This window comes from Undibacterium sp. Ren11W (genome assembly GCF_049340485.1).
GTDB lineage: Bacteria > Pseudomonadota > Gammaproteobacteria > Burkholderiales > Burkholderiaceae_D > Undibacterium.
Window position 1 is genome coordinate 62,537 of the sequence record NZ_JBMPPB010000013.1, and the last position, 24,456, is coordinate 86,992.

The 24,456-nt window shown below is 48.2% G+C and carries 17 protein-coding genes; 3 read left to right on the plus strand and 14 right to left on the minus strand.

The window, feature by feature from the left end:
• Positions 1–41: 41 nt before the first annotated feature.
• The gene (locus tag ACO0K8_RS21215; RefSeq protein WP_422948648.1) at positions 42–773 is read right to left on the minus strand and encodes a hypothetical protein; all 732 of its coding nucleotides are present in this window, start codon (positions 771–773) and stop codon (positions 42–44) included.
• A 292-nt stretch (positions 774–1,065) separates the two neighbouring features.
• Positions 1,066–1,332 carry a hypothetical protein gene (locus tag ACO0K8_RS21220; RefSeq protein WP_422948649.1) on the minus strand — a complete coding sequence of 89 codons (267 nt, stop codon included), beginning with the start codon at positions 1,330–1,332 and terminating at the stop codon, positions 1,066–1,068.
• A 209-nt stretch (positions 1,333–1,541) separates the two neighbouring features.
• Between ACO0K8_RS21220 and ACO0K8_RS21225 the strand changes: the two genes are divergently transcribed.
• Both ACO0K8_RS21225 and ACO0K8_RS21230 read left to right on the plus strand, forming a co-directional pair.
• Positions 1,542–2,147, plus strand: coding sequence for a CAP domain-containing protein (locus ACO0K8_RS21225; RefSeq protein WP_422948650.1), 606 nt, complete (start codon positions 1,542–1,544; stop codon positions 2,145–2,147).
• Between the two features lie 657 nt (positions 2,148–2,804).
• Positions 2,805–3,440 carry a PEP-CTERM sorting domain-containing protein gene (locus tag ACO0K8_RS21230; RefSeq protein ID WP_422948651.1) on the plus strand — a complete coding sequence of 212 codons (636 nt, stop codon included), beginning with the start codon at positions 2,805–2,807 and terminating at the stop codon, positions 3,438–3,440.
• Positions 3,441–3,547: 107 nt separating this feature from the next.
• Here ACO0K8_RS21230 and queG read toward each other — a convergent pair whose 3' ends face one another.
• Together queG and ACO0K8_RS21240 are read right to left on the minus strand one after the other, a co-directional pair.
• A complete protein-coding gene (gene queG, locus ACO0K8_RS21235; RefSeq protein WP_422948652.1) occupies positions 3,548–4,621 on the minus strand; it encodes a tRNA epoxyqueuosine(34) reductase QueG in 1,074 nt (357 codons plus the stop codon).
• On the minus strand, positions 4,618–6,537 hold the full coding sequence (locus tag ACO0K8_RS21240; protein WP_422948653.1) for a glucokinase: 1,920 nt from the start codon (positions 6,535–6,537) through the stop codon (positions 4,618–4,620). The genes queG and ACO0K8_RS21240 overlap by 4 nt, the downstream gene beginning before the upstream one ends.
• Before the next feature lie 665 nt (positions 6,538–7,202).
• Between ACO0K8_RS21240 and glk the strand changes: the two genes are divergently transcribed.
• On the plus strand, positions 7,203–8,210 hold the full coding sequence (gene glk / locus ACO0K8_RS21245; RefSeq protein ID WP_422948654.1) for a glucokinase: 1,008 nt from the start codon (positions 7,203–7,205) through the stop codon (positions 8,208–8,210).
• A gap of 219 nt (positions 8,211–8,429) precedes the next feature.
• Here the strand turns inward: glk and ACO0K8_RS21250 are convergent, their stop codons facing one another.
• The 10 genes from ACO0K8_RS21250 to ACO0K8_RS21295 all read right to left on the minus strand — a co-directional run bounded on the left by ACO0K8_RS21250 (position 8,430) and on the right by ACO0K8_RS21295 (position 24,438).
• Positions 8,430–11,192: an alpha-1,6-glucosidase domain-containing protein gene (locus ACO0K8_RS21250; RefSeq protein WP_422948655.1), complete on the minus strand. Its 2,763-nt coding sequence runs from the start codon at positions 11,190–11,192 to the stop codon at positions 8,430–8,432.
• Between the two features lie 421 nt (positions 11,193–11,613).
• Positions 11,614–12,396, minus strand: coding sequence for a PEP-CTERM/exosortase system-associated acyltransferase (locus ACO0K8_RS21255; protein WP_422948656.1), 783 nt, complete (start codon positions 12,394–12,396; stop codon positions 11,614–11,616).
• A gap of 198 nt (positions 12,397–12,594) precedes the next feature.
• Positions 12,595–13,434: a THxN family PEP-CTERM protein gene (locus tag ACO0K8_RS21260; protein ID WP_422948657.1), complete on the minus strand. Its 840-nt coding sequence runs from the start codon at positions 13,432–13,434 to the stop codon at positions 12,595–12,597.
• Positions 13,435–13,814: 380 nt separating this feature from the next.
• On the minus strand, positions 13,815–14,867 hold the full coding sequence (locus ACO0K8_RS21265) for a hypothetical protein (RefSeq protein ID WP_422948658.1): 1,053 nt from the start codon (positions 14,865–14,867) through the stop codon (positions 13,815–13,817).
• A gap of 60 nt (positions 14,868–14,927) precedes the next feature.
• Positions 14,928–15,797 carry a ThiF family adenylyltransferase gene (locus ACO0K8_RS21270; protein WP_422948659.1) on the minus strand — a complete coding sequence of 290 codons (870 nt, stop codon included), beginning with the start codon at positions 15,795–15,797 and terminating at the stop codon, positions 14,928–14,930.
• Positions 15,798–15,947: 150 nt separating this feature from the next.
• Positions 15,948–16,733, minus strand: coding sequence for a PEP-CTERM/exosortase system-associated acyltransferase (locus tag ACO0K8_RS21275; protein ID WP_422948660.1), 786 nt, complete (start codon positions 16,731–16,733; stop codon positions 15,948–15,950).
• Positions 16,734–17,049: 316 nt separating this feature from the next.
• Positions 17,050–18,729 (minus strand): alpha-amylase family glycosyl hydrolase, encoded by a 1,680-nt coding sequence (locus ACO0K8_RS21280; RefSeq protein WP_422948676.1) that lies wholly within the window; start codon positions 18,727–18,729, stop codon positions 17,050–17,052.
• A 315-nt stretch (positions 18,730–19,044) separates the two neighbouring features.
• The gene (locus tag ACO0K8_RS21285) at positions 19,045–20,049 is read right to left on the minus strand and encodes a substrate-binding domain-containing protein (protein WP_422948661.1); all 1,005 of its coding nucleotides are present in this window, start codon (positions 20,047–20,049) and stop codon (positions 19,045–19,047) included.
• A gap of 211 nt (positions 20,050–20,260) precedes the next feature.
• The gene (locus ACO0K8_RS21290) at positions 20,261–22,684 is read right to left on the minus strand and encodes a TIM-barrel domain-containing protein (protein ID WP_422948662.1); all 2,424 of its coding nucleotides are present in this window, start codon (positions 22,682–22,684) and stop codon (positions 20,261–20,263) included.
• Positions 22,685–22,692: 8 nt separating this feature from the next.
• Entirely contained in the window at positions 22,693–24,438 is a 1,746-nt protein-coding gene (locus ACO0K8_RS21295) for an alpha-amylase family glycosyl hydrolase (protein WP_422948663.1), read from the minus strand.
• Positions 24,439–24,456 lie beyond the last annotated feature (18 nt).

Consider the following 24,456-nt stretch of genomic DNA (forward strand, 5'->3'; position numbering starts at 1 on the left):
TAGCGCTTGCCGGTCTTGCTGGCATGGTTAAATCCTAGGTATTACCAGCGAAACCCCACTTTGGCGCTGAAGGTATTGCTGTCACCGGTGCGATCAAACTCGCCGGCAATATTGACTAAGCCCAAATTTGTATTGAGGCCAGCAAATACCTTATTGGCAGACGGAGCTACTTTTTGCAAGTTGCCAGCATGTGGTGTTGCATTACTCCAGACATGACCCAGACCGGCATACGGAGTGAACACCAAAAAACCTTTGGAAATTGTCAGCTCCAGGCTCTTGGTATCTTGATCTAGTTGAGTCACGCCCGACAAGCGGGTCGCTGCGGCACGGATCGCTACAGCAGGCTCGGCAATACCACCCGCCAAAATTGCGTAACGCGCTTCGACACCGATGATTTTCATATCCGAATCCGGCGTCGCGGCGAGAAAAGCACCGATATCAAAATTCATAGGCAACCCCTTGTGCAAATGGATCTTAGGCATCGCCAGAGAAGAAATATTCGCGCCAGATTTTCTCCAGACACTAGCATGATTTAGTTTGGTCACCGACAACTCGGCACCCAGATCGAAACCGATCAAACCTAAAGGCGCACCGGGTGCAACCGCCTTGTAACTGGTGGCGGCCAGCATATCCTTGGCCAAAGAAGTGAACTCGACTTGATTCAGATTTTGCAACTGATCAACATTATTTGCCGCAATGACAGGCGCGCTGAACAGGGTGGATAAGCTCAGGGATGCCGCAGCACAAATGCGAATGGAATTATGTTTGTTCAAAATAAAACTCTAAGTAATTAGGATTACGCAAAACCTTTGTAATGCCACCGACGGCACGTCTGTGGGGAACAATATTGCGCAACTCCTGGTAGACGAAAAAAACCAGCGATACAAACCAGTTGGGCAGGATATAGGTAGTTGCGCGCAGACTCAATGTTTACTTCAGCGTAGGAACACTGCCATTGCAAGAACAAAACGCGAGCGCACGAAAAATGCGCGCGACACCAGGTATCTGTGCCCTGCACTCGCTTAACGAGGGCTAAAACGCCGAACGGAAAACCAAGGATGCGAATTAGGCCGTGATATTGATGTAGTTACCGATCAACTGGCCAAGTTCACTCACCTTCGCCACCGGGCTTGGCGCGTTTGCTAGCTCAGTCTGCACGCCCGCCATGCTTAGACGATCCTTAGCGTCCAAACTTTTCGAGGCCTCACTTTTGAGTTTGTAGGCCTTAGCTTCCTGCTCAGCCTGCAAGGCTAAGCTCTCCGCCTTACTGGGAACAGGCATGTGCTCATAACAAATGGTATTACTTGGGAAGGCGACAGAAGAAGTGCTCATAGCATCACTTTCAAAAAACGATTTAATGGAATGGTCAACCTAGGCAAGGCTGTCGGGCTCTTATGAAGACTTAGTCTGAGCAAGATTACGATTGCTTACAAAAATCGGAAAAGAAATGATTTACACTGCCGCCGCAAGATCTGAGTTTGCACTCTGGTTTTTTCGTCATCCAGACTTGCCGCTTAATCTATTTATTGAAGGAATTTCTCGTGTTTTATTTTAAGTTTGCGATAGTTTTCGCCTTAGCTTTGACCCTAAATGCATGCGGTGGCGGCGATGAATCTGCCACGACGGCAGCAGTTGCGCCAGCCGTTACGCCACCGCCCTCGACTGTTACACCCGTGATCACACCTAGCGTGCCAGGAATGCCACTCGAAGCGGTAAAGACCTGTAGTTTGCCCAATTTTCAGCAAGAGTTAATGACTTTGATCAATCAGGCCAGAGCCACGAGCCGCCAGTGCGGCAACACCACTTTTCCGGCGGCTCCGGCCTTGGTCTGGAATAGTAAATTATTTGATGCCGCTGCCGGTCATTCTGCCGATATGGCAAACAAAAATTATTTTTCACACACCAGCCTCGATGGCCGTAACTTTGGCCAACGCCTGGCTGCGGCTGGCTATACCGGTTCCAGCATAGCTGAAAATATTGCGGCGGGCCAAGCCACAGTTGCTGATGCCATGCAAAGCTGGATCAGCAGCGAGGGACATTGCCGCAACATCATGAGCGCTAGCTATACCGAGGTAGGCTTGGCATGCGTAAGCTCTAGCACTGCAAGTTATCATACCTATTGGACCATGGATCTGGGTCATCCTTAACACTTGCCAGGCAAGCTATTAACTAGCAAAGCGCATTGCCAGACGAAAACAGCAGGTCTGGCATGTTACTTAAAAATACAGGCACGACTTACGAAAAATGCTTCCCGCCAGGCGTACCGCCGATGCAGCACTTTAGTATGGCAATGCGGATATAGCGAAACCGCCGCGGTTTCGCGTAAGTTCGAATAAAGTTTCATTCGGTATTTTATGCTGACCACAGAGCATTTTCCCGACCAAACGGCTTTAATAGCGCCGCATACGCTGAGTTTATTTAGTTTACTGGTATTCATGAAATAGCCAAAGCAATTGCAAAGCACATCAATCACTACAATTCTCCGTTGGCAGTGAGGAAATAAACAATTCCTAACATCAAGCTTTGTTTCAGATTAGGAATTTTTTCTTAAGTCAACACTGCAAGGAAAAAAATAGTTTTCCCGCACGCTTCATTTCTCATTGACAGCTTTTTATGTCGACATTTTTTACAATCAGTTTTACAAGTGAACTCTTTGATATCAGCATTTTTATCGAACATTTCACTTGCAAGGGCTGTAGTTAAAAAAACCATAAAACGGCATGTAATTTGCTTTGCTTTTTTCGTCAGCAAAAATTATTGCTGTACTTTCGACTCAACAAGTAAACTTTATTTGGAGAAATGCTATGAAATTAAGTAAAGTATTTGCCTTCAGCGCTCTCGCAATCGCTATGAGTTCAGCATCTGCCACAAGCTGGATGATCGGTGACGATGATGGTTACGGTGCAGGTATCGCGGATAACGCCAACCATCCTCCGTTTTCCCCTATCTATGATGGTCGTAGCGCGGCTGAAAAAGTGGCAACCGATGGGGCTCAATACACCGACACTTATAGCACCACCCATCCAGGGTACAGCCCACAAGCTGGTACTGTTGCCACCTTTAGCTTTACTGGCCTAAGCAATGGTTGGACACAAGGCTCCATGTGGTTTGACATGGCAGATTTTCAGGCATCGACCTTCGGTGCAGCAAAAGTCAAATTTAACGGCATAGATCAGAATTGGGCCTTCAACGATGGTTATCCGTCCACAAAAGTGCGCTTCTTCGATCTGCAACAAGATGTACTAGATACTATCAATAGTAATCACGAGCTGATCATCACCATCGATAGAAATGGGTCAGCCGATTTCTATGGTTTTGACTATGCAAAATTGTCAGATGCATTTGCCGGCACCCAGCCAATCCCGGAACCAGCATCCTTGACATTGTTGGCTTTAGGGATGGCTGGCTTAGCAGCAGCTCGCCGTCGTAAATCTGTTTAATTCTATTTGTATGTAAAAAACAAGGCGGCTAGAGCCGCCTTGTTTTTTTATGTGAAGAGGATTGCTTTTGTAGTGTTTTTAACTAATCCAGTCACTTAGTTTCAATTTCAATCTATATCGTGTTGCCGCAAGGCCCATTCCACGTGCTCTCGCACCAGCTCAGATGGATGATCCATTCGGCTTTGCAAGGCGCGCAAAATTTCAGGATCCGCACGCAAGCTTGTAGCAGCGTTTCCCAATCCTACCGCCAGATTTCGCAACCAGCGTTCATGTCCGATACGGCGTATTGGACTGCCTTCTAGTTTGCGCATGAATTCGGCTTCAGTCCAGGCAAAAAGGCTGATCATGCTGGCATGATCAAGTCCATTGCGCACCTCAAAATCATTCAGACTTGCGCGTTGGGCAAACTTATTCCAGGGGCAAAACAATTGGCAGTCGTCACAACCATACACACGATTGCCGATCAAAGCGCGTAACTCCAACGGTATAGAGCCCTGCAGCTCTATCGTCAGATAGGAGATGCAGCGCCTGGCATCGAGCTGATACGGTGCCAGAATTGCCTGTGTAGGACAGACCTGTATGCAAGCACTGCATTGGCCGCAATGCTTGCTGATAGGGGGATCGATAGGCAGGGGAATATCTACCAAAATCTCTCCGAGAAAAAACATGGACCCGGCTTCACGATTCAGTAACAGGGTGTGCTTACCCTTCCACCCTAATCCCGATTTTTCTGCCAATGCTACTTCCATCACAGGAGCAGAATCAGTAAACACGCGATATCCAAACTCACCAATTCGTTGCTGTATATATTCAGCCAACAACTGCAATTTTGCCCTCAGCACCTTGTGATAATCACGTCCTCGCGCATACACAGAAATCACAGCAGTATCGGCAGCGCGGCTCTGCTCGGCGTTGCGCCAATCGGCATCTGCTGACTCCGGCAAATAATTCATACGGGCCGAAATTACCCGTATCGTCCCGGGCACTAATTCATCGGGGCGCCAGCGCTTACTGCCATGTGCTGCCATATACGCCATCTCACCGTGATATCCGGCTGCCAGCCAAGCTTGAAAACCCGGCTCCACATGCGCCAGATCGACATCGGTGATGCGCAAATCCGCAAAACCTAGCTGACGCCCCTTCAGCTTAAGCTCTTGTGTTAACTGCGCAAAATCTGTCATCGACTATGGGAGGTTAAACGTGCCAAAGAAGCCGCTGAACTGCTACCTGAATTTGGGTTAAGCACATCATCCTTTGTGCCAGTTTTACGCAGGCCATGATTTGCTTCATCGAGTAATTCGGCTTGCTCGCGATTGAGTCCCTGCGCTTTATCAGGATTGCGCTGCATCGCCACGCCGACCGCCAGAATATCGATCACCAGTAAATGCAAGATACGGCTAATCATAGGCAAATGGGTAGAAATATCCTCAACATGATCCACAATCAAAGCCGCATCGGCTTTGCGCGCCAGAGGTGACTGACTAGCCGTAATCGCGATGATGTAGGCACCGCGTTCACGTGCTTTATCCGCCACGTCCAGTAGTTCAGACATGCGCCCGCTGCTACTAATAATCACCGCAACATCGCGCGGTTTTAATACACTCGCTGCCAGCAATTGCAGGCGGCTATCGGTGTAGGCGCCGCTAGAGACGCCAAAACGCAGAAATTTATATTGTGCATCTTGCGCCACCACGCCGTAATGGCCAACCGCAAAAAACTCAACCCTTTCAGCTTGAATCAACAAGGTGATGGCCTTATCGATCATTTCACGATTCAACTGGCTACGTACTTGTAAAATCGCGGAAGCAGTGTTCCCTAAAACCTTGGCACCTAACTCCAACATCGAATCATCGTGCGTGACTTGGGTATGCGTGACCGGGACTGTGCCTGTCAGGCCTGAGGCCAGTCTCAGTTTAAAATCAGACAAACCTTCGCAGCCTAATGAACGGCAAAAACGAATCACCGTAGGCTGACTGACCTGTGCCGCCTTTGAAATGTCGGCGATAGGATCGTTCAGCGCGGCACGTGGGTGCGCCAAAATGTACTCGGCAACCCGCAATTCTGCCGGTGACAGTTCAGCGCGCGCGCGCCTGATCTGACCTAGTATGGCAGAGCCAGGCGTCGCCTTAATGCTGCGTAATTGCGCTTCTAAGATCGCAGAAACACCGATAAAGGTCGCATGTTCGGCAGTGATGACGAATGTAGGAATAGCCGCGACATACTGACTGAAGCGGCCACGCTCTTCAAAACGTGCGCGAAACGGAGAGTCATCGAAATACGTCCCTAAGCGTGGCACAATACCGCCGCCAATATAGATCCCACCCAAAGCGCCCAAAGTAAGTGCCAGGTTGGCCGCTGCCGTTCCTAGCAAACTACAGAAAACTTCCAGAGCCTCACCACAGACCGCATCACTACCATTAAGTGCGCGCTCTGCAATATCAGGTGCCGTCAAATCGCTACTGGGAACAGCGCGGTAATCGGCCAAGGCACGGTAAGTCAGTTCAAGACCAGATCCAGACAGCAGACGCTCAAACGAAACGTGATCAAATGACTTCCAGGCATATTGCAGCACGGCGATTTCTCGTTCATCGCGCGGCGAGAAACTGCTATGACCGCCTTCGGAACCGAGAGAAATCCATCCATCCTGTAGTGGTATCAGACCAGAAACACCCAAACCACTTCCTGGCCCCAAGACGCCAATGACGCTTTGTTTACGAGTCTCTCCACCACCAATTTTGTGGATATCACTGGCATCTAAACGCGGCACTGCCATCGCTAGCGCGGTGAAGTCATTGACGATGACTAAGGTATCAAAACCCAACTGCAGGCGCATTTGCTCTATCGAAAATTGCCAATGGTAATTGGTCATACTAACGCGATCACCATCAACAGGATTAGCGATCGCCACTGCCGCATGTTCAACCTGTAGCGGAGCTACGCTCGCTAAATAGGCGCTGATGGCAGAATGAAAGTCGGAATAATCAGCACAGCGTAAAGACGCAATATGTTCAAATTTTCCTTTGTCGATTTCCAATGCGAAGCGAGCGTAAGTTCCACCGATGTCGGCAATGAGCCTTGGGCTGTCAAAAGAAACCATGTAGTTCCAATTCTTTATGGGTAAAAAAGGGGAGGCGGATTTTGTAATTATGCATAGGCCGACATCTGGATATTATCGCCTGAATAGCCAATATAGCGATCGTTAGAGTCAACTTAAGTACTTTTTCTCATTCAGCAATGTCTTGCTTGCAGATTTTTAATGTGAGGTTTAACAAAAATATGCACCAGTTAGCATTGTAGTCCTGCTAGATCAAGTGTGAAAGCCGCTCAACACGCGAGACGACAGAGTTCGTCTGCGGACGGAAATTAAAAAAGTTGCCAAGTATCAACAAATGTCCTCGTCAAGGCCTATCGATACAGACCCATCAAGAGCTAAACGCGCTAGCTCAACATCAAATAAGAGCCAGGTATATTAATCACTTGTACATAATTAAGTAGTTCAACTACACATCCAAATTTGGGTCATATATATTTAAAATATAACCACCATCACTCATCAATTATTACAAAAATAATAGAAATTGTCTTAAAAGGCCAAAAAATAGTAAATTTACTGCAAAAAATCTAGCGCAGCTAAAGCAAAACACGAAAGCCATTGCTTTTGCAATGTAGTTTTGCTACATTAACTGAAAATTATGATCAAGTTAGAGACCCTTCTCTCGACCTCATTCCAGCCACCTAACGTACCAGGGGATTTTTGCAACTATGACAGCTAAATTGACGACAACAACGAATGGCACGAGCTTTCCATGGTTACTAGCGGACATCGGTGGCAGCAACGCCCGCTTCGGATTAAAGCTGAGCAAGGACGCAGAGATATCGCACATTAGGACTATTCCCGTCGCGCTGCATGCGACACCGGTCATGGCGACACAGACTTATCTAGATGAAGTATCAGACATCATGGGCGACAGTTTTCAGTCTCCTTGCAAGGCCGCCTTTGCGGTAGCTACCGCAGTTACTGACGATCAAGTGGCGTTCACCAATAGCCATTGGAGCTTTTCCAGAACCAAAGTACAAGACGAACTCAAACTAACTAATTTTCTTGTCCTCAATGATTTCGAAGCCCTGGCGCTGTCTTTACCTCGCCTTAATCCATCGCAATTAAGAGCACATAAAGATCTACCAACTGCATGCGGCACTCTGGCAGTGATTGGCCCAGGCACTGGTTTGGGCGTGGCGGGAGTCACCCAAACCAAACTAGGTTGGATAGCACTGCCTTGCGAAGGTGGCCACGCGACCCTTGCCGCTACGAATAATTTTGAAAGTGCAGTATTAGCCCAGGTACGCCAGACTTACCCTCACGTCTCCGCTGAACGGCTACTCTCAGGTATAGGACTGCCAGTATTACACGCTGCCGTTGCCACATTAAGGGGAGCACCATCACCTCAATTGACTGCAGAAATAATTGTTGCACGCGGTCTTGACCATAGCGATGCTATTTGTTCAGAAACTCTAGATACTTTCTGCGCCTTATTAGGCAGCTTCGCTGGTAATGTCGCGCTGATATTGGGCGCGCGAGGCGGCGTTTATATTGGAGGCGGCATAGTACCCCGCTTAGGTGAAAGATTTTTTAGTTCACGTTTTCGTGAATGCTTTGAGGCCAAGGGTCGGCTAGATAACTACCTGAAGCAAATCCCGACCGCTTTAATCACCGACACGTTGGCAGCCCTCACGGGAGCGGCATTCGCAATCGAACAACTGGATGCTTAAGCACCAACTTATGCATGGGATTTAAGATCCAATCCTCGTTTGTATTCGCGGTTAAATATTTCGATCGAAATATTTTAATCAAATACCGAACGAAAAAATGATAGGGGGGGAAATCTTCCTGCCATTTTTTCTTCGCGCACTATTTCTATTTAAACTTCTCCGTCACATCGGCAAACGATGCTGCGCTTTGCTGTGACAATATGGATTTCGAATGTAATTCTACTTCTGAACAAACACCACTGCACTCCGCGCTGGCACAAAAAAACGCCCATTCGCGGAGTCGAATTTCGCCATAGCAGGAACACGAGAATCCCCTGCTTTTGCATCGGTATGAACTGGATGCAAAATATAGTCTAGTCCGCGCGCATCGGAAATTTCTATCTGCTGCGGTGTAGAGGCGACATTAATAAAATACCGTAGCGATCGAAAGTTCGCCCCGGGATAGCCGCCCCCATCCAAATGCGCGACAATCAAAGCCGCATTTTGCTGAGTTCCCAGATTTTCGAAGCGCAAGCGCTGACGTACGTCGGCGGCACTACGCAGACGAAACAAACTGGAACTGGAACGTATTCTCAATAGATCACGAAACATGTCACGTGCCAAGGCTATCTCTACCGGACTCGGCTTAACCAATGGATTAGCCAATAAAGGCGCAATCATCTGATATGCATCTCCATTTTCGGCCTTAGGAGGCAAACCAGTCGCAAAATAGTTATCCTGATACGACCAATCTAAGCGATTAAACCAGTCACCTGAGTTATAACTATTTTTGTCCATGGACTTAGAGCGCAGAATATCTACGCCTGCATGAAAGTACGAGATGCCTTGGCTAAATGCTGTGATCGCAGCGCCCAGCATTTGCACTCTAGCCCTATCCTCTCGGCTCATATCTAGCGGCAACTTGTAAACATTGATATCAAATAAGGTTTGATTATCATGATTTTCAACATAGTTCACCACCTCATTAGGCTCACTCACATAACCCGCTGGCTGCCCCGCATAATCGATTTCTTTTAAGGTTTTATAATGGCCATCATAAGTCATCATAGAAAAATCACGCAAAGAGCCAGCCAGACCAACGCGTACCAGGTCGGCAGATTTCGCTAAATCAGAGGCAGACGATCCTTGATCTGCAAGACCATTTATATAACCTTTATGTAACATCAAATCTTGACCGGAATCACCAAACCCGCCGCCACGCACTGCATCGCGCCCACGGTCACTAAAGGTAGCGATGCCACTCCCATTTAAGGACAGTTGCGATGCTTGTACAAAGCGAGCGCCGTTGGCAACCTCACCAAAATTCCACCCCTCACCGAGCAACTGTAGCTCACGCCCCGTTTGCGCCCTTAATTTGGCTTGCAGTTCCTCCATGACCGCACGAGGCTGATGTGCCATTAAATCAAAACGAAATGAATCGATCTGGTAATGCCTGGCCCATTGCACCACCGAATCTATCATCAGCTTTGCCATCATCATATTTTCGGTGGCAGTATTTCCACAAGGCGTACAGGTGGACTGCTCCACCTGCCCTATTGCATTCAGCCTGTGGTAATAGCCAGGTACCACTCTATCGAGTACCGACGTCGCTTTTTGTCCGATAGAGTCAGTATGGTTGTAGACAACATCCATACCAACTCGTAAACCTGCTCTATGCAAAGCCTGCACCATCCGTCTAAACTCAAGAATCCGGTTCGCGCCATCATTTGCATTGGTCGAGTAACTACCTTCTGGCGCACTATAGTGAAAAGGATCATAACCCCAGTTATAACAATCCCGCGTCGAAGTCACACTAGTTAATGCCTGCTGAGTTTCACTATTCACGCCGCCCGTCCCAGGTATCAAAGGGTTGACACAACCCACCTCAGGCACACTAGCAAAATCAAACACCGGCAGTAAATGCACATCCGTTACTCCTGCATTTGCCAATGCTTGCAAATGCTGCATACCACGACTCGCGGGCTCGGTAAAAGCCAGATATTTGCCTCTATGCGCAACACTAACCGAAGGATCATTGATAGAAAAATCACGGACGTGCAACTCATACACGGCCATATCCGTTTGCAACAAGCCTTTGCGCGGAACAGGCGCAACACCCCATCCCTTGGGCAATAACTTTGGTGAATCTAATTGTGCAATATAACTACGCCGGGAGTCGCTGGAAAGACTAATTGAATATGGGTCAGTAACACGGTTGCGTACTAAGCCCAGGCCCGGTACGTATACATCGACCAGGTATTGATAATATCTACCGGAAAGATCCGATTCTCTCAATAAGGACCAGACGCCGCTTGCAGCATTCCATTGCATAGGCAAAAAGCTTTTCGCTCGCCCATTCGCTTTGTCATAGAGGCACACGCCTGCAGCTTGAGCAGTCGGCGCCCACAATTTAAAACCGGTCTGCCGCGCCTGCACGCTAACACCTAAATCCTTAATTTTCTTCGCTGCAATATATAGATCATCGAGAGCACCTGCTATTTGCAAGGATGCCAGTTTAAGCACCACGCCATCAGCATTCTCTTGCACCAAAAGAATTTGCTGCTTATGCAGATCTGACATTCGCGGAATATCGTTAGCAGAAATTTTCAGCAAGACACCGTTCGCAACAAATTGAAAACGACTGGTTTGCGCTTCTGACAATTTTTCGTCAGATACTGTAAGCGATACAACACCATCTGCACCCTTCAGCCTAGTACCTATCGCTGCCTGAATCTGCCCTGACTTTGAATAATAAAGACGAAATTGTCCGACTTCTGCTACTCCTGGCCATTTTACGAACTGCCGATTCAACCAATAGGCACCAGCTTCATAATTCACTGGAGCAGCATGCAAAACTGACGCAAATTCCGAAGCATCACATGCAGCGAGTGGCACTCGGTTTTCAAGAGACTGTGCGCTTACGTTACTCACCATCAGAAAAATACCTGCAATGTTCAACAATGCCTGCAAATAATAGCCAGACCATCCAAACACTAGCGTCATCTTGTGAATAGCGACGAAATTTCTTATAACCATCCATGAACACATTTGCAAACACCTCTTTCCAAGTAAAGCAATCAAACGTTCCGCCTTACAAAATTCAAAAGTGTAGCATAACTACAAATAGAAAAACCTTCCAAATTGTGAGTCGAGGATGATTAACCTATATAAAATAAATAGAAATCCATAGAAATAAGTAGTTTTTCTACAAAATTTGTAAGTTACGTATCTTTTATTCGTTAATTATTTTCAGTTACTAGCTCATACTGTGTCCGACGTTCGCGTTGAGAGTTTCATTAGGCGAATAGTCTGCAAAATAGCTATTAACAGAGCATAGACAAGCGACAACGAGTAAATGGAATTGCCCAAAGTTGCCCTGAAGCCAGGAATTAGCTTCGTATTGTCGAGACTAAGAAGAGGGAGATTAAGCGGACGGGGCTGAAAGATTACCAAGCTCAAAATTATGCTTGTGAAATGCTTCTCGCACTGACGCTTCTATAACCGCATATAAGGGTTTAATTGTCGGTCGCAGGTCTTTTACGATATTGCCTGAGCTGAGCAGCGAGGGAATACGCGTACCTCGATGTTCAATAGAACCACCAATCGGACGAATATCAAATCCAATACGTTCAAAATGCTTAGCGAGACGCGGCTCGGTCAGCACGAATAGATTATCTATGTCCAAATATTGCCCGATCGCAATTGCAGACAGATAAAGGCTAACAGGAATAAAGGGGAATCGCGCCACGCCATCACGACGGGAAAAATCACCATCGCTGACTGACAAGGCAGTGATATTCTCGCCTTTGCGTTGACGAAAATTACGTACAGCAAGACGCGACACTTCGGCGATGGTACTACGATCCATCGTAGCAGGATCTACAATTGTCCGATCCAAGACCTTTGCGCAACTGATCTCAAACGGCAATGGCTTATAAGGATCATCAGCGTCCGGTAAGATTACACGGGTACAACCGACAGACTCACCAGTATCACGCTTACGCAACAGACAGTGAACTGATTGCTCATCATAGGCATCACGTTCGAAACCATCCTCTCGAATCGGCTCCCAACCCAAATCACGGCAATACACCTCGTGCCTTATTCGATATACCGCTTCTATACTAGCAACATCCAAAGCTGGAGCAATCTCAAATAACTGATGAAAATTTTTTGCGAGATCTGTATTGCTGATGGAATGTGTCACACATCCACCCAACCGCCTAGCACAGGCAATTTATAAAAAAAGTATTGATTTAAGTGCAATAAGACGAATAGCTTATTTTCTTTTCGTTCTTTAATAACCATTACATGCTTGCAAGCCCGTGTATAAATGTTTTCAAAAAGAAAAAAAAGACACCCTCGCATGAGGGTATCTTCTACACGACTAAGTCGCGATAGGAGCTTAGCTATTTACACCTTTGCGACGACGAGACAAGCCCATAGCAACCAAGGCCAAACCTACCAAGCCGACCGAAGCTGGCTCAGGAATCCGATTTTGAATTTCTAAAGAAACTTGAAATCTGTTTTCTGCATTTTCTACCGTAGTAAACCCGTAACACCCAACAGGAGCACCAGCATCAGCACATGCCGCATTACTGAGTACGCCCATACCGACTATATGCAAGACGGCTGCATAATTATCACCTTCATATACAAAATTTTGTGTCAAGCTACCAGTAATAGGATCAAAACCTGCACCAAGTGCATCCACCACTAAAATATCATTGCAAGGAGTAGGACTCGCGACGGTGCAAGGATTTTCATTCGGAGTTTCTTTAAACTTAAAATCAAATGTCAATGCAGTGAAAAGATCTGAACCAGTTGGAAGTGGCAGCAAACGTTTCAAACGAATGACGTCTTTTAGGTGCGCAGTACCCAAACTTGTACCGGTAATTGGACGATTATTGTGAATTACTTCCACAGTATTAACAGCAGGAGCATTTGTGAACAAGGAACCGTTGAAATTACCATTAGTTGCCGCGCCTATACCTAATGAGGACTGGCCAAATCCGGTTGTGGTGCCCCAAGATAATAAGGAAGCAGCCATAGGATCACCAATGCCGTTCAAAAAAGCATTTTGATTACTACCAGTCACCCCAACTGGAGCGAAAGAGGTAAAGCCGCTATTAACTTCAAATTCCCATTGTGTCACTGGTGTTGCCAATGCGCTGCAAGAGACCACGGTCGCCAACACTGCAGTCAGCCCCTTGATCGATCCTTTTGTAAATAGTTTCTTAAACATTTTGAGACTCCCGTTATAAAGTGAACTTCAACTCTTCTGCTGCTACGTTAGGTATTTAGCATATACCGTGCCAACAAAGAAGAAACGCATAAGTCCTTGTTTTATATGGATAATTATTACAATTTGTAACATTTCATAACGGCAATGTAAAAAATATCGACAGCTTTTATGTTTAAGCATTTCCCGACCAAAACATTTACTTAAAAACGAATATCCTTAATAGGTTTTTTCAAGCACAAACTCCTTTTCCATTAGACCAGAAAAGCCATTGTCAGCCAGTACGCTCTACTTAGAACTCTAGCCATACTTTATTCACTTATGTGAGTTCCGCAAAATCGCAGCAACAAACTCGCGCTAGTCCTATCAAATAAAACGCTGATCTATCGCGACAACCGATATGAACTGAGCGGCTTACGGCCAGTTTTGAGAGTGGGCGCAGCGGTGCTATCCATGCTTCCGAGGCGAAATATCATTAAAGGCGTATCGCCTCGGCAGATCTCTTCCCAACCGGCGGCCAATTGGCTGCGTGCTTTGCTAGAGATTCCCTGATCTGCATCGTTTTGCAGAGGTAGCACCACCGATGCAGCCATAGGCTGCAAGGCAAGACGCTCAAGTGTCGCGCACAACCAGGCGCGTTCGAAGCCTCGACCAACCGCAAGTGCAGCTTGATCCAGTTGGAGACTGCTACACACTAGCGCCAACGCAGGAGCTTGTACACAAGGCAAATAAGCGGCACGCATACCCATGACACGATGCAGTCCAATTAGGTTCAGTGCGCGCATTAAGGGCCAGTGTCTTAGCGCCTTGAACATAGGTCGCATCAAGGACTCAACTTCCAGCGACGCAGGTGGTAAGCCAAAGTCTGCATTCTCACGCCAGTTCAAGTCAAAACGGATTGAAGAAAAAAGTTCCTGGTGCAAACGCTGCGACTGGAAGCGGGCGCTCTCTGCTAGCCAAATCAATTTTAAGGCCAGCTTACGCTCAGCTCCCTCCAGCCAAATTAGCCGAACTCCGGGGATTTTTTCCAGCTCAACGCTGATACGAGTACGCTGCGCATCACTCGGCGCGCCCTTATAGAACACTTGTCGATTAGTCTGTCTGTCAGGAATGGCATGCGCCAGAACATCGGGCAGAATGCCGGAATTAGCCTGAAAATCTAAACGCGCAATCAATAAAGGATCGTCGGATGGAAACCAGCTCAACTTAGCCGAAAACCCTAGCTCGCTGGCTCGTAGCAGCATATTTTCTACAGCCGCGCCATAAGCAAGCAAATCCAATACGCGTCTATGCCTTTCGGGATTGCTGACAAATTCTTGATCCGCCCAAATCACTATCGCGTGATCCTGATATTCAAAATAGTAGCGCAGTCCATTATCTGCCGAGGGAGCCAATATACCGCTCTGCGCAATTGCATCTTGGGTTGCAAGGTCCATAGTTCTACCAAAGTGAATTTAATGAATGAAATCAAGTGCGCCTATCCACCGCTCACACGTCTAAGCTTGTGGTTTCATAAAGCGTTTTCTGGTGATCGATAATGCGAGCCGTTGCAATAAATTATTATTCCCCCCTGGCCGCCAGGTATGTACCAGCTTGTTGCGGTATGCATCAAAATGAACCCCACGTGGCGCGGCTATCACCGTGCCTCGTCCCAGTAAAATTTTTAAGGCCTCGCTTCCCGCCACACCGGCACAAAGCTGACATGCCATCATGGTTGACGGTCCCCGGCGTTCGGCGAAATTAATACTGCCGGGATCTACCAGATAGGCCCCATGCAGCCCAGCAGGTGCCAACCCGACCAGAAAGCGCAAGGCTTTTTCTTCGTCGGTATTGTCGCCCCAAAGAAAATATTCTTCGAACGTCATCCCGCCAGGCAAGAAATTGAATAGTGCTGCTCCCATCCCCAAGGGCGCTACCGTAATGGCAGGAATCCGCTTAGATGCGCAGGCTGCAAAGGTGTCCTGACGAGCCGAAAACGCGAAAAAATCTAATCCGTCGACGTATAGATCGACCCCTGCCAAAAATTCTGACAGATTTTCTTTCGAGACGCCTGCTGGAAAAATTTTCAATTCCACATTGGGATTGATCGAGCGCGCCATGGCCGCCATGACCTCAACTTTGGGCTTATCAATGGTCGCCATGTTGGCACCGATTTGCCGATTGAAGTTGACCAATCCATAGGTATCCATGTCGGCGATGTGAAATTTTTCTATTCCCAAGCGCACCAGGGTAATCAGATGCGCACTACCGACTGCCCCCATGCCAGCGATGGCAATGCGTTTTTGACGTAGTTGCTGCTGTTCTGCAGATGTCACCCATCCAAGATTGCGGGCAAACGCCTCATCGTAGTTAAAATTTGCATCCATAAGAGTAATAAAACCTTACTTAAACATGATTAAAACAGAAGATATTTCTATCGCACTATTCTATCTCTTAGATGAATAAGCAATAATTAATTCGACAATTTCCTTAATACCATGCTGATTTGTTGGCATTTAGATTCAGTCAAACTTAAATCAGGTAATTTTAGGTGGCAGTTGCCTCAAAGCACTAGGATGTTCTCGAAACGCTGTTTCCAGTTTGCTTTCGATTACGGCATACAAAGCCTGCATCGCAGGACGCAAGCCTGGTACCGTCTTACTTGCGCTGAGCAAAGAGGGCGCGCGGGTACCACGATGCTCTATCGTTCCGCCTATTTGATGGATATAAAAACCTATGCGCGAAAAATGATTAGCCAGGCGCGGCTCAGTAAGAACTAAAAGATTGTCTATGCCGAACAAATTGCCGATCGCAATGGCAGACAGATAAAGACTGACAGGAATATACGGAAAGCGCTGAACCCCATCGCGTGGCGTGAAGTCATCATCGCTGATAGAGACCGGTGCCGCGGTTTCGCCCTTACGTTGCCTGTATGCATTAATGACAGCAAGTCGCGACACTTCGCAAATGGTATCGCGCGACATAGCGACTGGATCAGCGATAGAACGGTCGATTACGTCGCGACAGCTATCCTCCATAGGCAGTGGGTAGTCTGGGTCTTCTGCTCGCGTCAGTATCACGCGTATGCAACCTATCGCCTCTCTCGTGTCGCGTCGAGTGAGCAGGCAATGCAGAGAGTGTCTATCATATTCGTCGCTCTCCTGACCATTCTCGCGCAAGGGTTCCCAGCCCAAGTCACGACAATATACTTCATGCCGCACGCCGTACACGGCTGCCAGGCTGGCGGAGTCCAAAGCGGGCGCGATCTCAAATAGCCGCTGAAAGGCCTCAGCAAGATCAATATTATCCGATGGGTCATTCATCTCAATTTCACCTCAATTGGCTACACCGAGTGCTGGATTGACTTATTACTACAACATTAAAATTTTATTGAGCACTTTTTTCATTGTGCCTACCGCATTTGAGTTTGGCAAGTTGCCTGCAGGCATTCGACTGAAGGCAGGCAAACGCAAATCAAGACACGTGCTTGCGCTAAATCGTAGCAGCCCGTGAGCATAGCTTGCGCACAGTCGTGCCCAAGCTATGCTGCACTTGCAGATTTAAATTAGTCATGTTGTTAATCGTTCACTAATTATGAAAAAATTCATGCCCAGATAATCCTCTGAAATTTGATTAAACTCAAACTTCTTTCTGGATGCCAAACCAGGCGCCATAAGCCGGCAAATTCACTACGCCTTGTTTTGCCCCACCAGGCAAGCCATGCCCTTGTAAATCATCATATGCGAGGCTTTCTGGAAAATCAAACGTGCTTGCCTCTGTACCAAGATTTAACACGACTAACACGCTCGGCATGCCAACTAGATCGCGCCGAAAAACCAGCAAGGGTTCTGGTGCATCAAAAAAGACAATCTCACCCAGACTTAATTGCGCCACGGTTTTACGCCAGGCGATGATCTTTCTGGCGAAATGCAAAGAAGAAAGAGGCGCTTGCTCTTGTAGGCTGGCGGCTAACAGCAGATGTTCCGGTGGCACTGGCAACCACGGTGTGCCCTCAGTAAAACCGGCATGTCTTAAATTGGCATCCCAAGGCATGGGCGTACGACAGCCGTCGCGCCCCTTAGACTCAGGCCAAAACGTCAAACCGACCGGATCTTGTAACGCCTCATATGGCAAGTCGGCCTCGGTCAAAGCCAATTCATCGCCCTGATACAGGCAAGGGGTGCCCTTCAGAGCCAATTGCATAGCCAGTATCACATTGGCAAATGCCGGTGTCGCATCCTTGCCCCCCCAACGCGTCATAACCCGATTAACATCATGATTACCGACCGACCACGAAGCCCAACCGCCCGAGAATTTTGACTGCCGCGCATAGGCTTCAAACTGCTCGACCTGCGTGCGGATATGCCGCGCCGACTTCTCATTGGTGAGGAGATTGAAGCTATACGCCATCTGTAATTTATCGCCATCGGCCGTATATTGCGCCATCACGCTGAGCGCATCATCTGAGCCAACTTCGCCTATCGCCACTGCCGCATATTCATTGAGTAAGCTTCTAACTTTTTGAAAGAAGACAAGATTTTCGGGGCGAGTATTGTCATACACGTGGGCTTGCATGCCATACGGATTGCACTCCGCCACACTGACCGTATTTTGCTTGACAGCGGGAGGATTATTGCGCAAGTCTTGATCGTGAAAATTAAAGATGCAGGCATCGAGCCGGAAACCATCGACGCCACGCTCCAGCCAGAAACGCATATTATCCAGATGTGCTTGCTGCACCTCAGGCTGATGGAAGTTCATGTCCGGCATACTGGTCAGAAAATTATGGAAATAATATTGGCGTCGCCGGCTATCCCACTGCCAGGCCGAGCCGCCGAACAATGACAGCCAGTTATTCGGTGCGCTGCCATCGGGCTGAGGATCAACCCAAACATACCAATCCGCTTTAGGATTGTCGCGACTCTGGCGACTCTCGACAAACCAGGGATGTTGGTCCGAACTATGCGATAAAACCTGATCTATCATAATCTTCAAACCAAGCGCATGGGCACGCGCTAGCAGCGCATCGAAATCGGCCAAATTGCCAAACAGAGGATCGACGTCACAATAATCTGCCACGTCATAGCCAAAATCACGCATAGGCGAAGTAAAAAAAGGCGAGATCCAGACGATATCCACGCCCAGAGCGGCGATATAGTCTAGTTTGGCGGTAATACCTGGCAGATCACCAACGCCGTCGCCATTGGTATCGAGAAAGCTGCGCGGATACACCTGATAAATCACCGCCTCTCGCCACCAATCTGTGGATGTGGCCGAGCCGCTAGTTTGCGGCGTGGAACGAGACGCTGGAGGATGCATTAGGCTACGCGGATCTGACATGGTTCACTCTCAAAAACGTTTACTAAACAAAAAACGAAGGACTATTTACTGGGAAACGTGACGTATTACATCGACGTCCACTCATACTATTGACACGACACACTGCATGCTAAATACCGAATCAGATTAAGGCAGCAACTCAAAGCGCTTTGAATTTCGCGTAGTTTTCGACCTAAAATTCAATCACGACAAACCAAACATCTAAAACCTATCCGCAGTATCCATGCGGCTCTCCAGCCAAAATGCCGCCAGCAGGCGCATCTACATTGCGCAAGGCTTTTAAAATTAAGTAACTCAAATTTTGCTGACAGTCTCGCCTGGCAGTAACACCGGCTGCCATAGTTCTTGTAACTCAGAAGGCGGGGTGCCGCCCTGCAAAGCCAGCAGCATCTCTATCATCTTGGCACCCGCCTTATCCGGATTCGGTTGATCGATGGTCGTCACGTTATAACCAGCTAGGGAATCCTCCATCTGCCCCCAGACAATCACCGACATATCCTGTCCTATGCGCACGCCCGCGTCCAACAAAGCGCGCATCGCTCCCACGCCGGACATGTGGTTGTCAACGATCACGGCAGTCGGCGCTGGTTGACACGCCAGTAAAGCTTGCATTGCCAGATAGCCGCTACGTCTATCGATGGTGTTGGCGATCAACAGACGCGCATCAGGCTTGATGCCTGCCGCTTGCAAGCGCAGCTTAAAACTATCAAAACGTTGACGCGCAAAGTTCATGTCTAGCGGCGCACTGATGAGCGCGATACGGGTATGCCCATGCGCCAGCAAATGGTCAACCGCAATATGCATGCCGGTCTCATTATCGTAATCAAACCAGGCATGCGCTTCATTCACGCGGGTGCGGCCATGTGCCACAAACGGCAGGCCATGCTTGGCCAGATAGGCGACCCGTTCATCGTACAAACGGGTACGTCCGACGATCAAGCCATCGACGCGGCGCTCTTTCACCATATGCTGATAGGCACGCAACTCATGCTCTACCGATACCGGTGCCATCACCAGATCCATCTGACGCGCTTCCAGCGCGCCGACCATACCGCCAACGATTTGCATGAACATGGGATCGGCTAAATCGTTGGGCAACAAAGGATGAATAATGCCAACCACCTTGGTGCGTCCCGAGGCCAGACTGCGCGCCATGGGATTGGGGCGATAACCAGCCAACTCGGCAGCCGCCAAGACCCGCTCACGGGTGCGCTCGCTGACTTCGGGATAGCCGTTCAGCGCACGACTAACCGTGGTTTCAGAGATGCCGAGATTTTTAGCGAGAGTTTTAAGGTTCATCGATGCAAAAAAGCGAAATAATTAAAGGGCTACAGTGTAGTCTGGGCAATACGCGATGCTGTTCTGATTCAAACAATTACTTTAGGACTTACGCAAAATTGTTCCAGCTAGGCGTGCCGCCGAAGACAGTACTTCAATATGCCAAGGCGGATACAACGACGCTTGGGCAATTTTGCGGAAGTCCTATACTTTCTCAATATATTTCCACCGCTTACTTTCCAAAGTTTATCGCCACGATCTGCTTGGTATTTTTACGCCAAACCAGTTTGACAGAGACCAGTTTTTTATTTTCCTCCCAGGCAAAATCGACCGCTTTACCCTGCAGTAAAACCTGATGTGGTTTGCTTTGAATATTGTGTAGTACCAAGCTCAGCGTTCTGTCCACATCCTGATAATGTGGGCCGATTTTTGAGGAAAGACTGAGCTGCAACTGACGCTGTTTTAATGCGCTAGAAAACTGCAACAGGCCATATGCGCCCTTCTCAAACGCCTGTGGTGTTTCGCCATTATCGTCATACAATTTGCCCTGGCTAGTCTTGATCGCCGCATCATGGTAATAATGCAGATCCAACTCCCGGCTAGAGTAGTGGCTGGTATTTTGTATAGTTCGACTCATAGGAATAAACGCTCCGCCCCTGACGAACACAGGGATATGGTCGGCCTGTAGCGCCACAGTTTGAGTACTACCACCGGTATATTTTTGATCCGTATAAAAATCAAACCAATTATTTTTGACAGGAAAATACACCTGCATTTCTTTTACACCGGCTTTTAACACCGGGCTAACCAAAAACTCATGACCCCACAAATAGCTATCTGAAACGCCAAACAATTTTTCATTATTCGGCTCTTCGTAAAACAGTGGGCGCATCAGCGGCAGGCCTTGCTGACTATTCTGAAAGGCCAAAGTGTAGTTATACGGCAGCAAGCGATAGCGTAATTCAATCGCCGCTTTCGCCAAGGCCTTGGTCTTTTGCTCACGCAAAACCGGTTCGGCCGCCACTTCTTCTTGTGCATGCGGGCGGAAAATAGGCTGGAACACGCCATACTGTAACCAGCGCGTGTACAACTCATCATCCAGATTGGCACCGGCAAAACCACCTAAATCAGAGTGCATATACGCCATGCCCTGCATCCCCATTTGCAGCGCGATTTCTGGTTGTGGACTCAAGCCGCCCCAACTGCGATTGACGTCGCCCGACCAGGGAATCATGCCGAATCTTTGCGAGCCCGAGTAGCCAGAACGCATCAAGATAAACGGTCTTTGTTCAGGAAAATCCTTACGGTAACCGTCCGCGATCAGCTTGGCCCAGTTGTGACCATAAATATTATGTAGCTGATCTGCCGAGCCGCTCTGATGCTGCAGGCCAGAAGGATGTACCTCAGGCTCGCCCAGATCGCCCCACCAGCCAGCCACTCCGCTCTGCTTTAAGTCTTTATAGATATTCCAAAACCAGGCTTGGGCCTCAGGTTTAAAGATGTCAATCAGACCGGTATTGCCAAAGTAAAAGTCGTAAGTAAATGGCTTGCCCGCCGCATCAGTGGCCAGAATCTTTTTTTGCACCGCCTCTTTCCATTTACCCGATGTCGTCAGAATAAAGGGTTCGGTGATCAGGATGGTTTTGACACCCTTGGCAGCAAAGTCCGCCATCATTTTCTCAGGCTGCGGAAAGTTATCCCTATCAAACGCCAGATTACCCATGGTGCCTTTAACTTCTTTACCAAACCAATACAGATCAAAAATGATCGCATCCACAGGGATTTGTTCTGCTGTAAATTTATCCAGAATAGAGCGCGCCTCGGCTTCGCTGTGATAACCAAAACGACTGGCAAAATTACCGAAAGCCCAGCGCGGCGGCAAAGCTTGGCGACCAGTCAGACTGGTGTAATTGCTTGCAATGTCTTCCCAACTGTCACCGGCGATTACTTGATAAGTCTTGCGTCCGCTAATGGTTTCATAGGCCAGCACATTCTCTTTTTTACTGTCAAAATCCAAAAAACCTATAGGGGCATTATCAAAATGGATGCCATACATTTTTGACGAAAACACCAAAGGCATAGAAAAATTCATCTGACTAGAGCGTTCTTCATACCCGTAATGCGCCTTATTGTACAAAGGCAGGCGATGCCCGCGTCGATTCATTCCCAAGGCACGTGCACCAGCACCATACAAGGCCTCACTGGCATCGAGATTAAAATCTAAAACCTCTGCACCGTCTTTTTTCGCATAGCCATTTTTTTCAGAAATCAGCGACTTGCCCTTGTAAGCATAGCTGATTTGAAATGGCGACTTGTTGATACTAACCAGCATCCCAACTGTTGCATACTCAATGCCAGCGGCGCTTACTGTGATCTGCGTCTTCAGCTTAGAGGGAGCCAACACCACGGCATGCGACTCAGGATTAAATCGTTCGCCATTGGGGATAAACGAAGTCTCGATGATCTTCTCTGAATAAGGCTTAATCAGATAGCGACCATCGTTGGTGACGACTTCCAGATGGTCGCCTTTATCTGTAAAGCTCTGCAAGCTGCGCTGCGCATTTTGCGCCAGCGCCGCGGGTGCCAGCAAGATCAACAGCACTAGTTTGATTGCCTGAAATTTTGTCATTGCACTGTTCTTCGCTGGTATTTTCATGGTCGTCGTTATTCGTCCGCTGCTATCAGTAGCATATTTTTATTGCTGTCGAATGTCACTTTGCCAGCGATTACCACGCCAGTTTTACCGGAGTAATAGTCTTTGAGCTTCTGCCCTTCGGCAAACACGCCATGCACCCCTACCGTCTGGCTAGCGCTGACAGGCAAATCCAAGGCCACCAGCACCGTGTCTTTGATGCCATTTTGCTGATAAGTACGTTTGAACAAATAGGGTTGCGCACTCAATTGTTGATGCACACCGGCACCGACCGCCACATGCGCCTGGCGAAACAAACCTAGCCTGCTCCAGTGCTCGCGCACTTCAGCAATGCGGTAGTCACCCCTGCTGGCATTATTTGCCAACTCATCCCAGTTCATCATCGAGCGCAATGCAGCGTCGCCGCTAGTGCCGGGAACGATCAGGCTACGTGCGGTTTCATCGCCATAATAAATTTGTGCAGCTCCTGGGCTTAACAAGAGCTTGGTGGCGGTTTCAAATGGCATGCTACGGGCAGCATCAAAAGGGCTACCGTCATCATGCGAGCTCACATAATTGAGCACCGAATAGCCCTTTAACGCGCCATGCAATTGCGCGGAGTAAGCACTGAACAGCGTTTCATAACTCTGTTTGGCATCGGACTTAAAACCGAAATTGATCAAACTATCAAAACCGTTTGCGTAAAAATTCACGAGGCCGCCGCCGTCCATGGTGAACTCGGTGCCATGTCCCAAGGCATAGTTGTAGACCTCTCCGGTCATGAAGAATTTTTCATCGCCCAGCTTCTTATGCGGATTGCGCTGCTTCCAGTCTTCGTAAGCGCTACTCGCGACTTGCTTTAACTCTTTCCAGACAGCCGGTTCTACGTGTTTTGCGGTGTCGATGCGAAACCCATCAACCCCGAATTTTCTGACCCAATCGGCGTGCCACTTCATCAAATAATAACGCGGCGCGCGCGGCCAACCGGTGCGCGCAAAAAATGCATCTAACTCTTTAAGCTCTTGCTGAAAACGACCTTCTACCTTCCATTTTTTGACTAGCTCAGGTGGCAAGGCAACGCTGGCATCGCTATCAGTACGAAAATCAGGCAGGTTGTTTACCAGCGTGCAGCTGACCGTGCTCGCTATGGCTTGGTAGGTACAAGCTGGGTCGGTGCGCACCCAATCGGCTGGCCAGACGGTATCAACCTCAGTCTCCGGCCCAGTATGATTCATCACTACATCGAGCAAAATCCGTATGCCATGCGCATGCGCGGTATCGACCAATCTGCGCATGTCGGCTTCAGTGCCCAGGTTAGCATCGACACGCGTAAAGTCACGCGCCCAATAGCCGTGAAAACCATAAGACTTGCCCGTTCCTTCGTCGGTGCCAGCATGGATTTGTTCGACTGGCGGCGTCAGCCAGATCACATTGACACCAAGATCCTTAAAATATCCCTGCTCGATCTTGGCAGTGATACCGGCCAGATCCCCACCGGCAAAGCCGCGTAAGGGTGCAGCATCGGCCTTGCGGCCGTAGGCTAGATCGTTAGTTCTATCACCGTTAAAAAATCTATCTGTCAGCAAAAAGTAGACCGTGGCGTTATCCCACAAGAAAGGCAGTTTAACCGCATGCGCAAGCACGGGCTGCGGCGCAACTACCGAGCCCGAGACTGGGCCAGACAACTGCATTAATGCGATAGAAAATGCCAAAAATTTCGTATTGAATTTCTTATTGAATTTCTTATTGAGCTTGTTACTGAGCATTTTACTAATCATTGTTCTTGTCTCTGTACG

Coding starts and splice junctions, on each gene's coding strand:
- ACO0K8_RS21270 (WP_422948659.1), bottom strand. CDS start 15,797: ATGGATGCAAATTTTAACTACGATGAGGCGTTTGCCCGCAATCTTGGA.
- ACO0K8_RS21280 (WP_422948676.1), bottom strand. CDS start 18,729: ATGCATCCTCCAGCGTCTCGTTCCACGCCGCAAACTAGCGGCTCGGCC.
- ACO0K8_RS21290 (WP_422948662.1), bottom strand. CDS start 22,684: ATGAAAATACCAGCGAAGAACAGTGCAATGACAAAATTTCAGGCAATC.
- ACO0K8_RS21220 (WP_422948649.1), bottom strand. CDS start 1,332: ATGAGCACTTCTTCTGTCGCCTTCCCAAGTAATACCATTTGTTATGAG.
- ACO0K8_RS21295 (WP_422948663.1), bottom strand. CDS start 24,438: ATGATTAGTAAAATGCTCAGTAACAAGCTCAATAAGAAATTCAATAAG.
- glk (WP_422948654.1), top strand. CDS start 7,203: ATGACAGCTAAATTGACGACAACAACGAATGGCACGAGCTTTCCATGG.
- ACO0K8_RS21275 (WP_422948660.1), bottom strand. CDS start 16,733: ATGAATGACCCATCGGATAATATTGATCTTGCTGAGGCCTTTCAGCGG.
- ACO0K8_RS21230 (WP_422948651.1), top strand. CDS start 2,805: ATGAAATTAAGTAAAGTATTTGCCTTCAGCGCTCTCGCAATCGCTATG.
- queG (WP_422948652.1), bottom strand. CDS start 4,621: ATGACAGATTTTGCGCAGTTAACACAAGAGCTTAAGCTGAAGGGGCGT.
- ACO0K8_RS21265 (WP_422948658.1), bottom strand. CDS start 14,867: ATGGACCTTGCAACCCAAGATGCAATTGCGCAGAGCGGTATATTGGCT.
- ACO0K8_RS21240 (WP_422948653.1), bottom strand. CDS start 6,537: ATGGTTTCTTTTGACAGCCCAAGGCTCATTGCCGACATCGGTGGAACT.
- ACO0K8_RS21285 (WP_422948661.1), bottom strand. CDS start 20,049: ATGAACCTTAAAACTCTCGCTAAAAATCTCGGCATCTCTGAAACCACG.
- ACO0K8_RS21250 (WP_422948655.1), bottom strand. CDS start 11,192: ATGACGCTAGTGTTTGGATGGTCTGGCTATTATTTGCAGGCATTGTTG.
- ACO0K8_RS21260 (WP_422948657.1), bottom strand. CDS start 13,434: ATGTTTAAGAAACTATTTACAAAAGGATCGATCAAGGGGCTGACTGCA.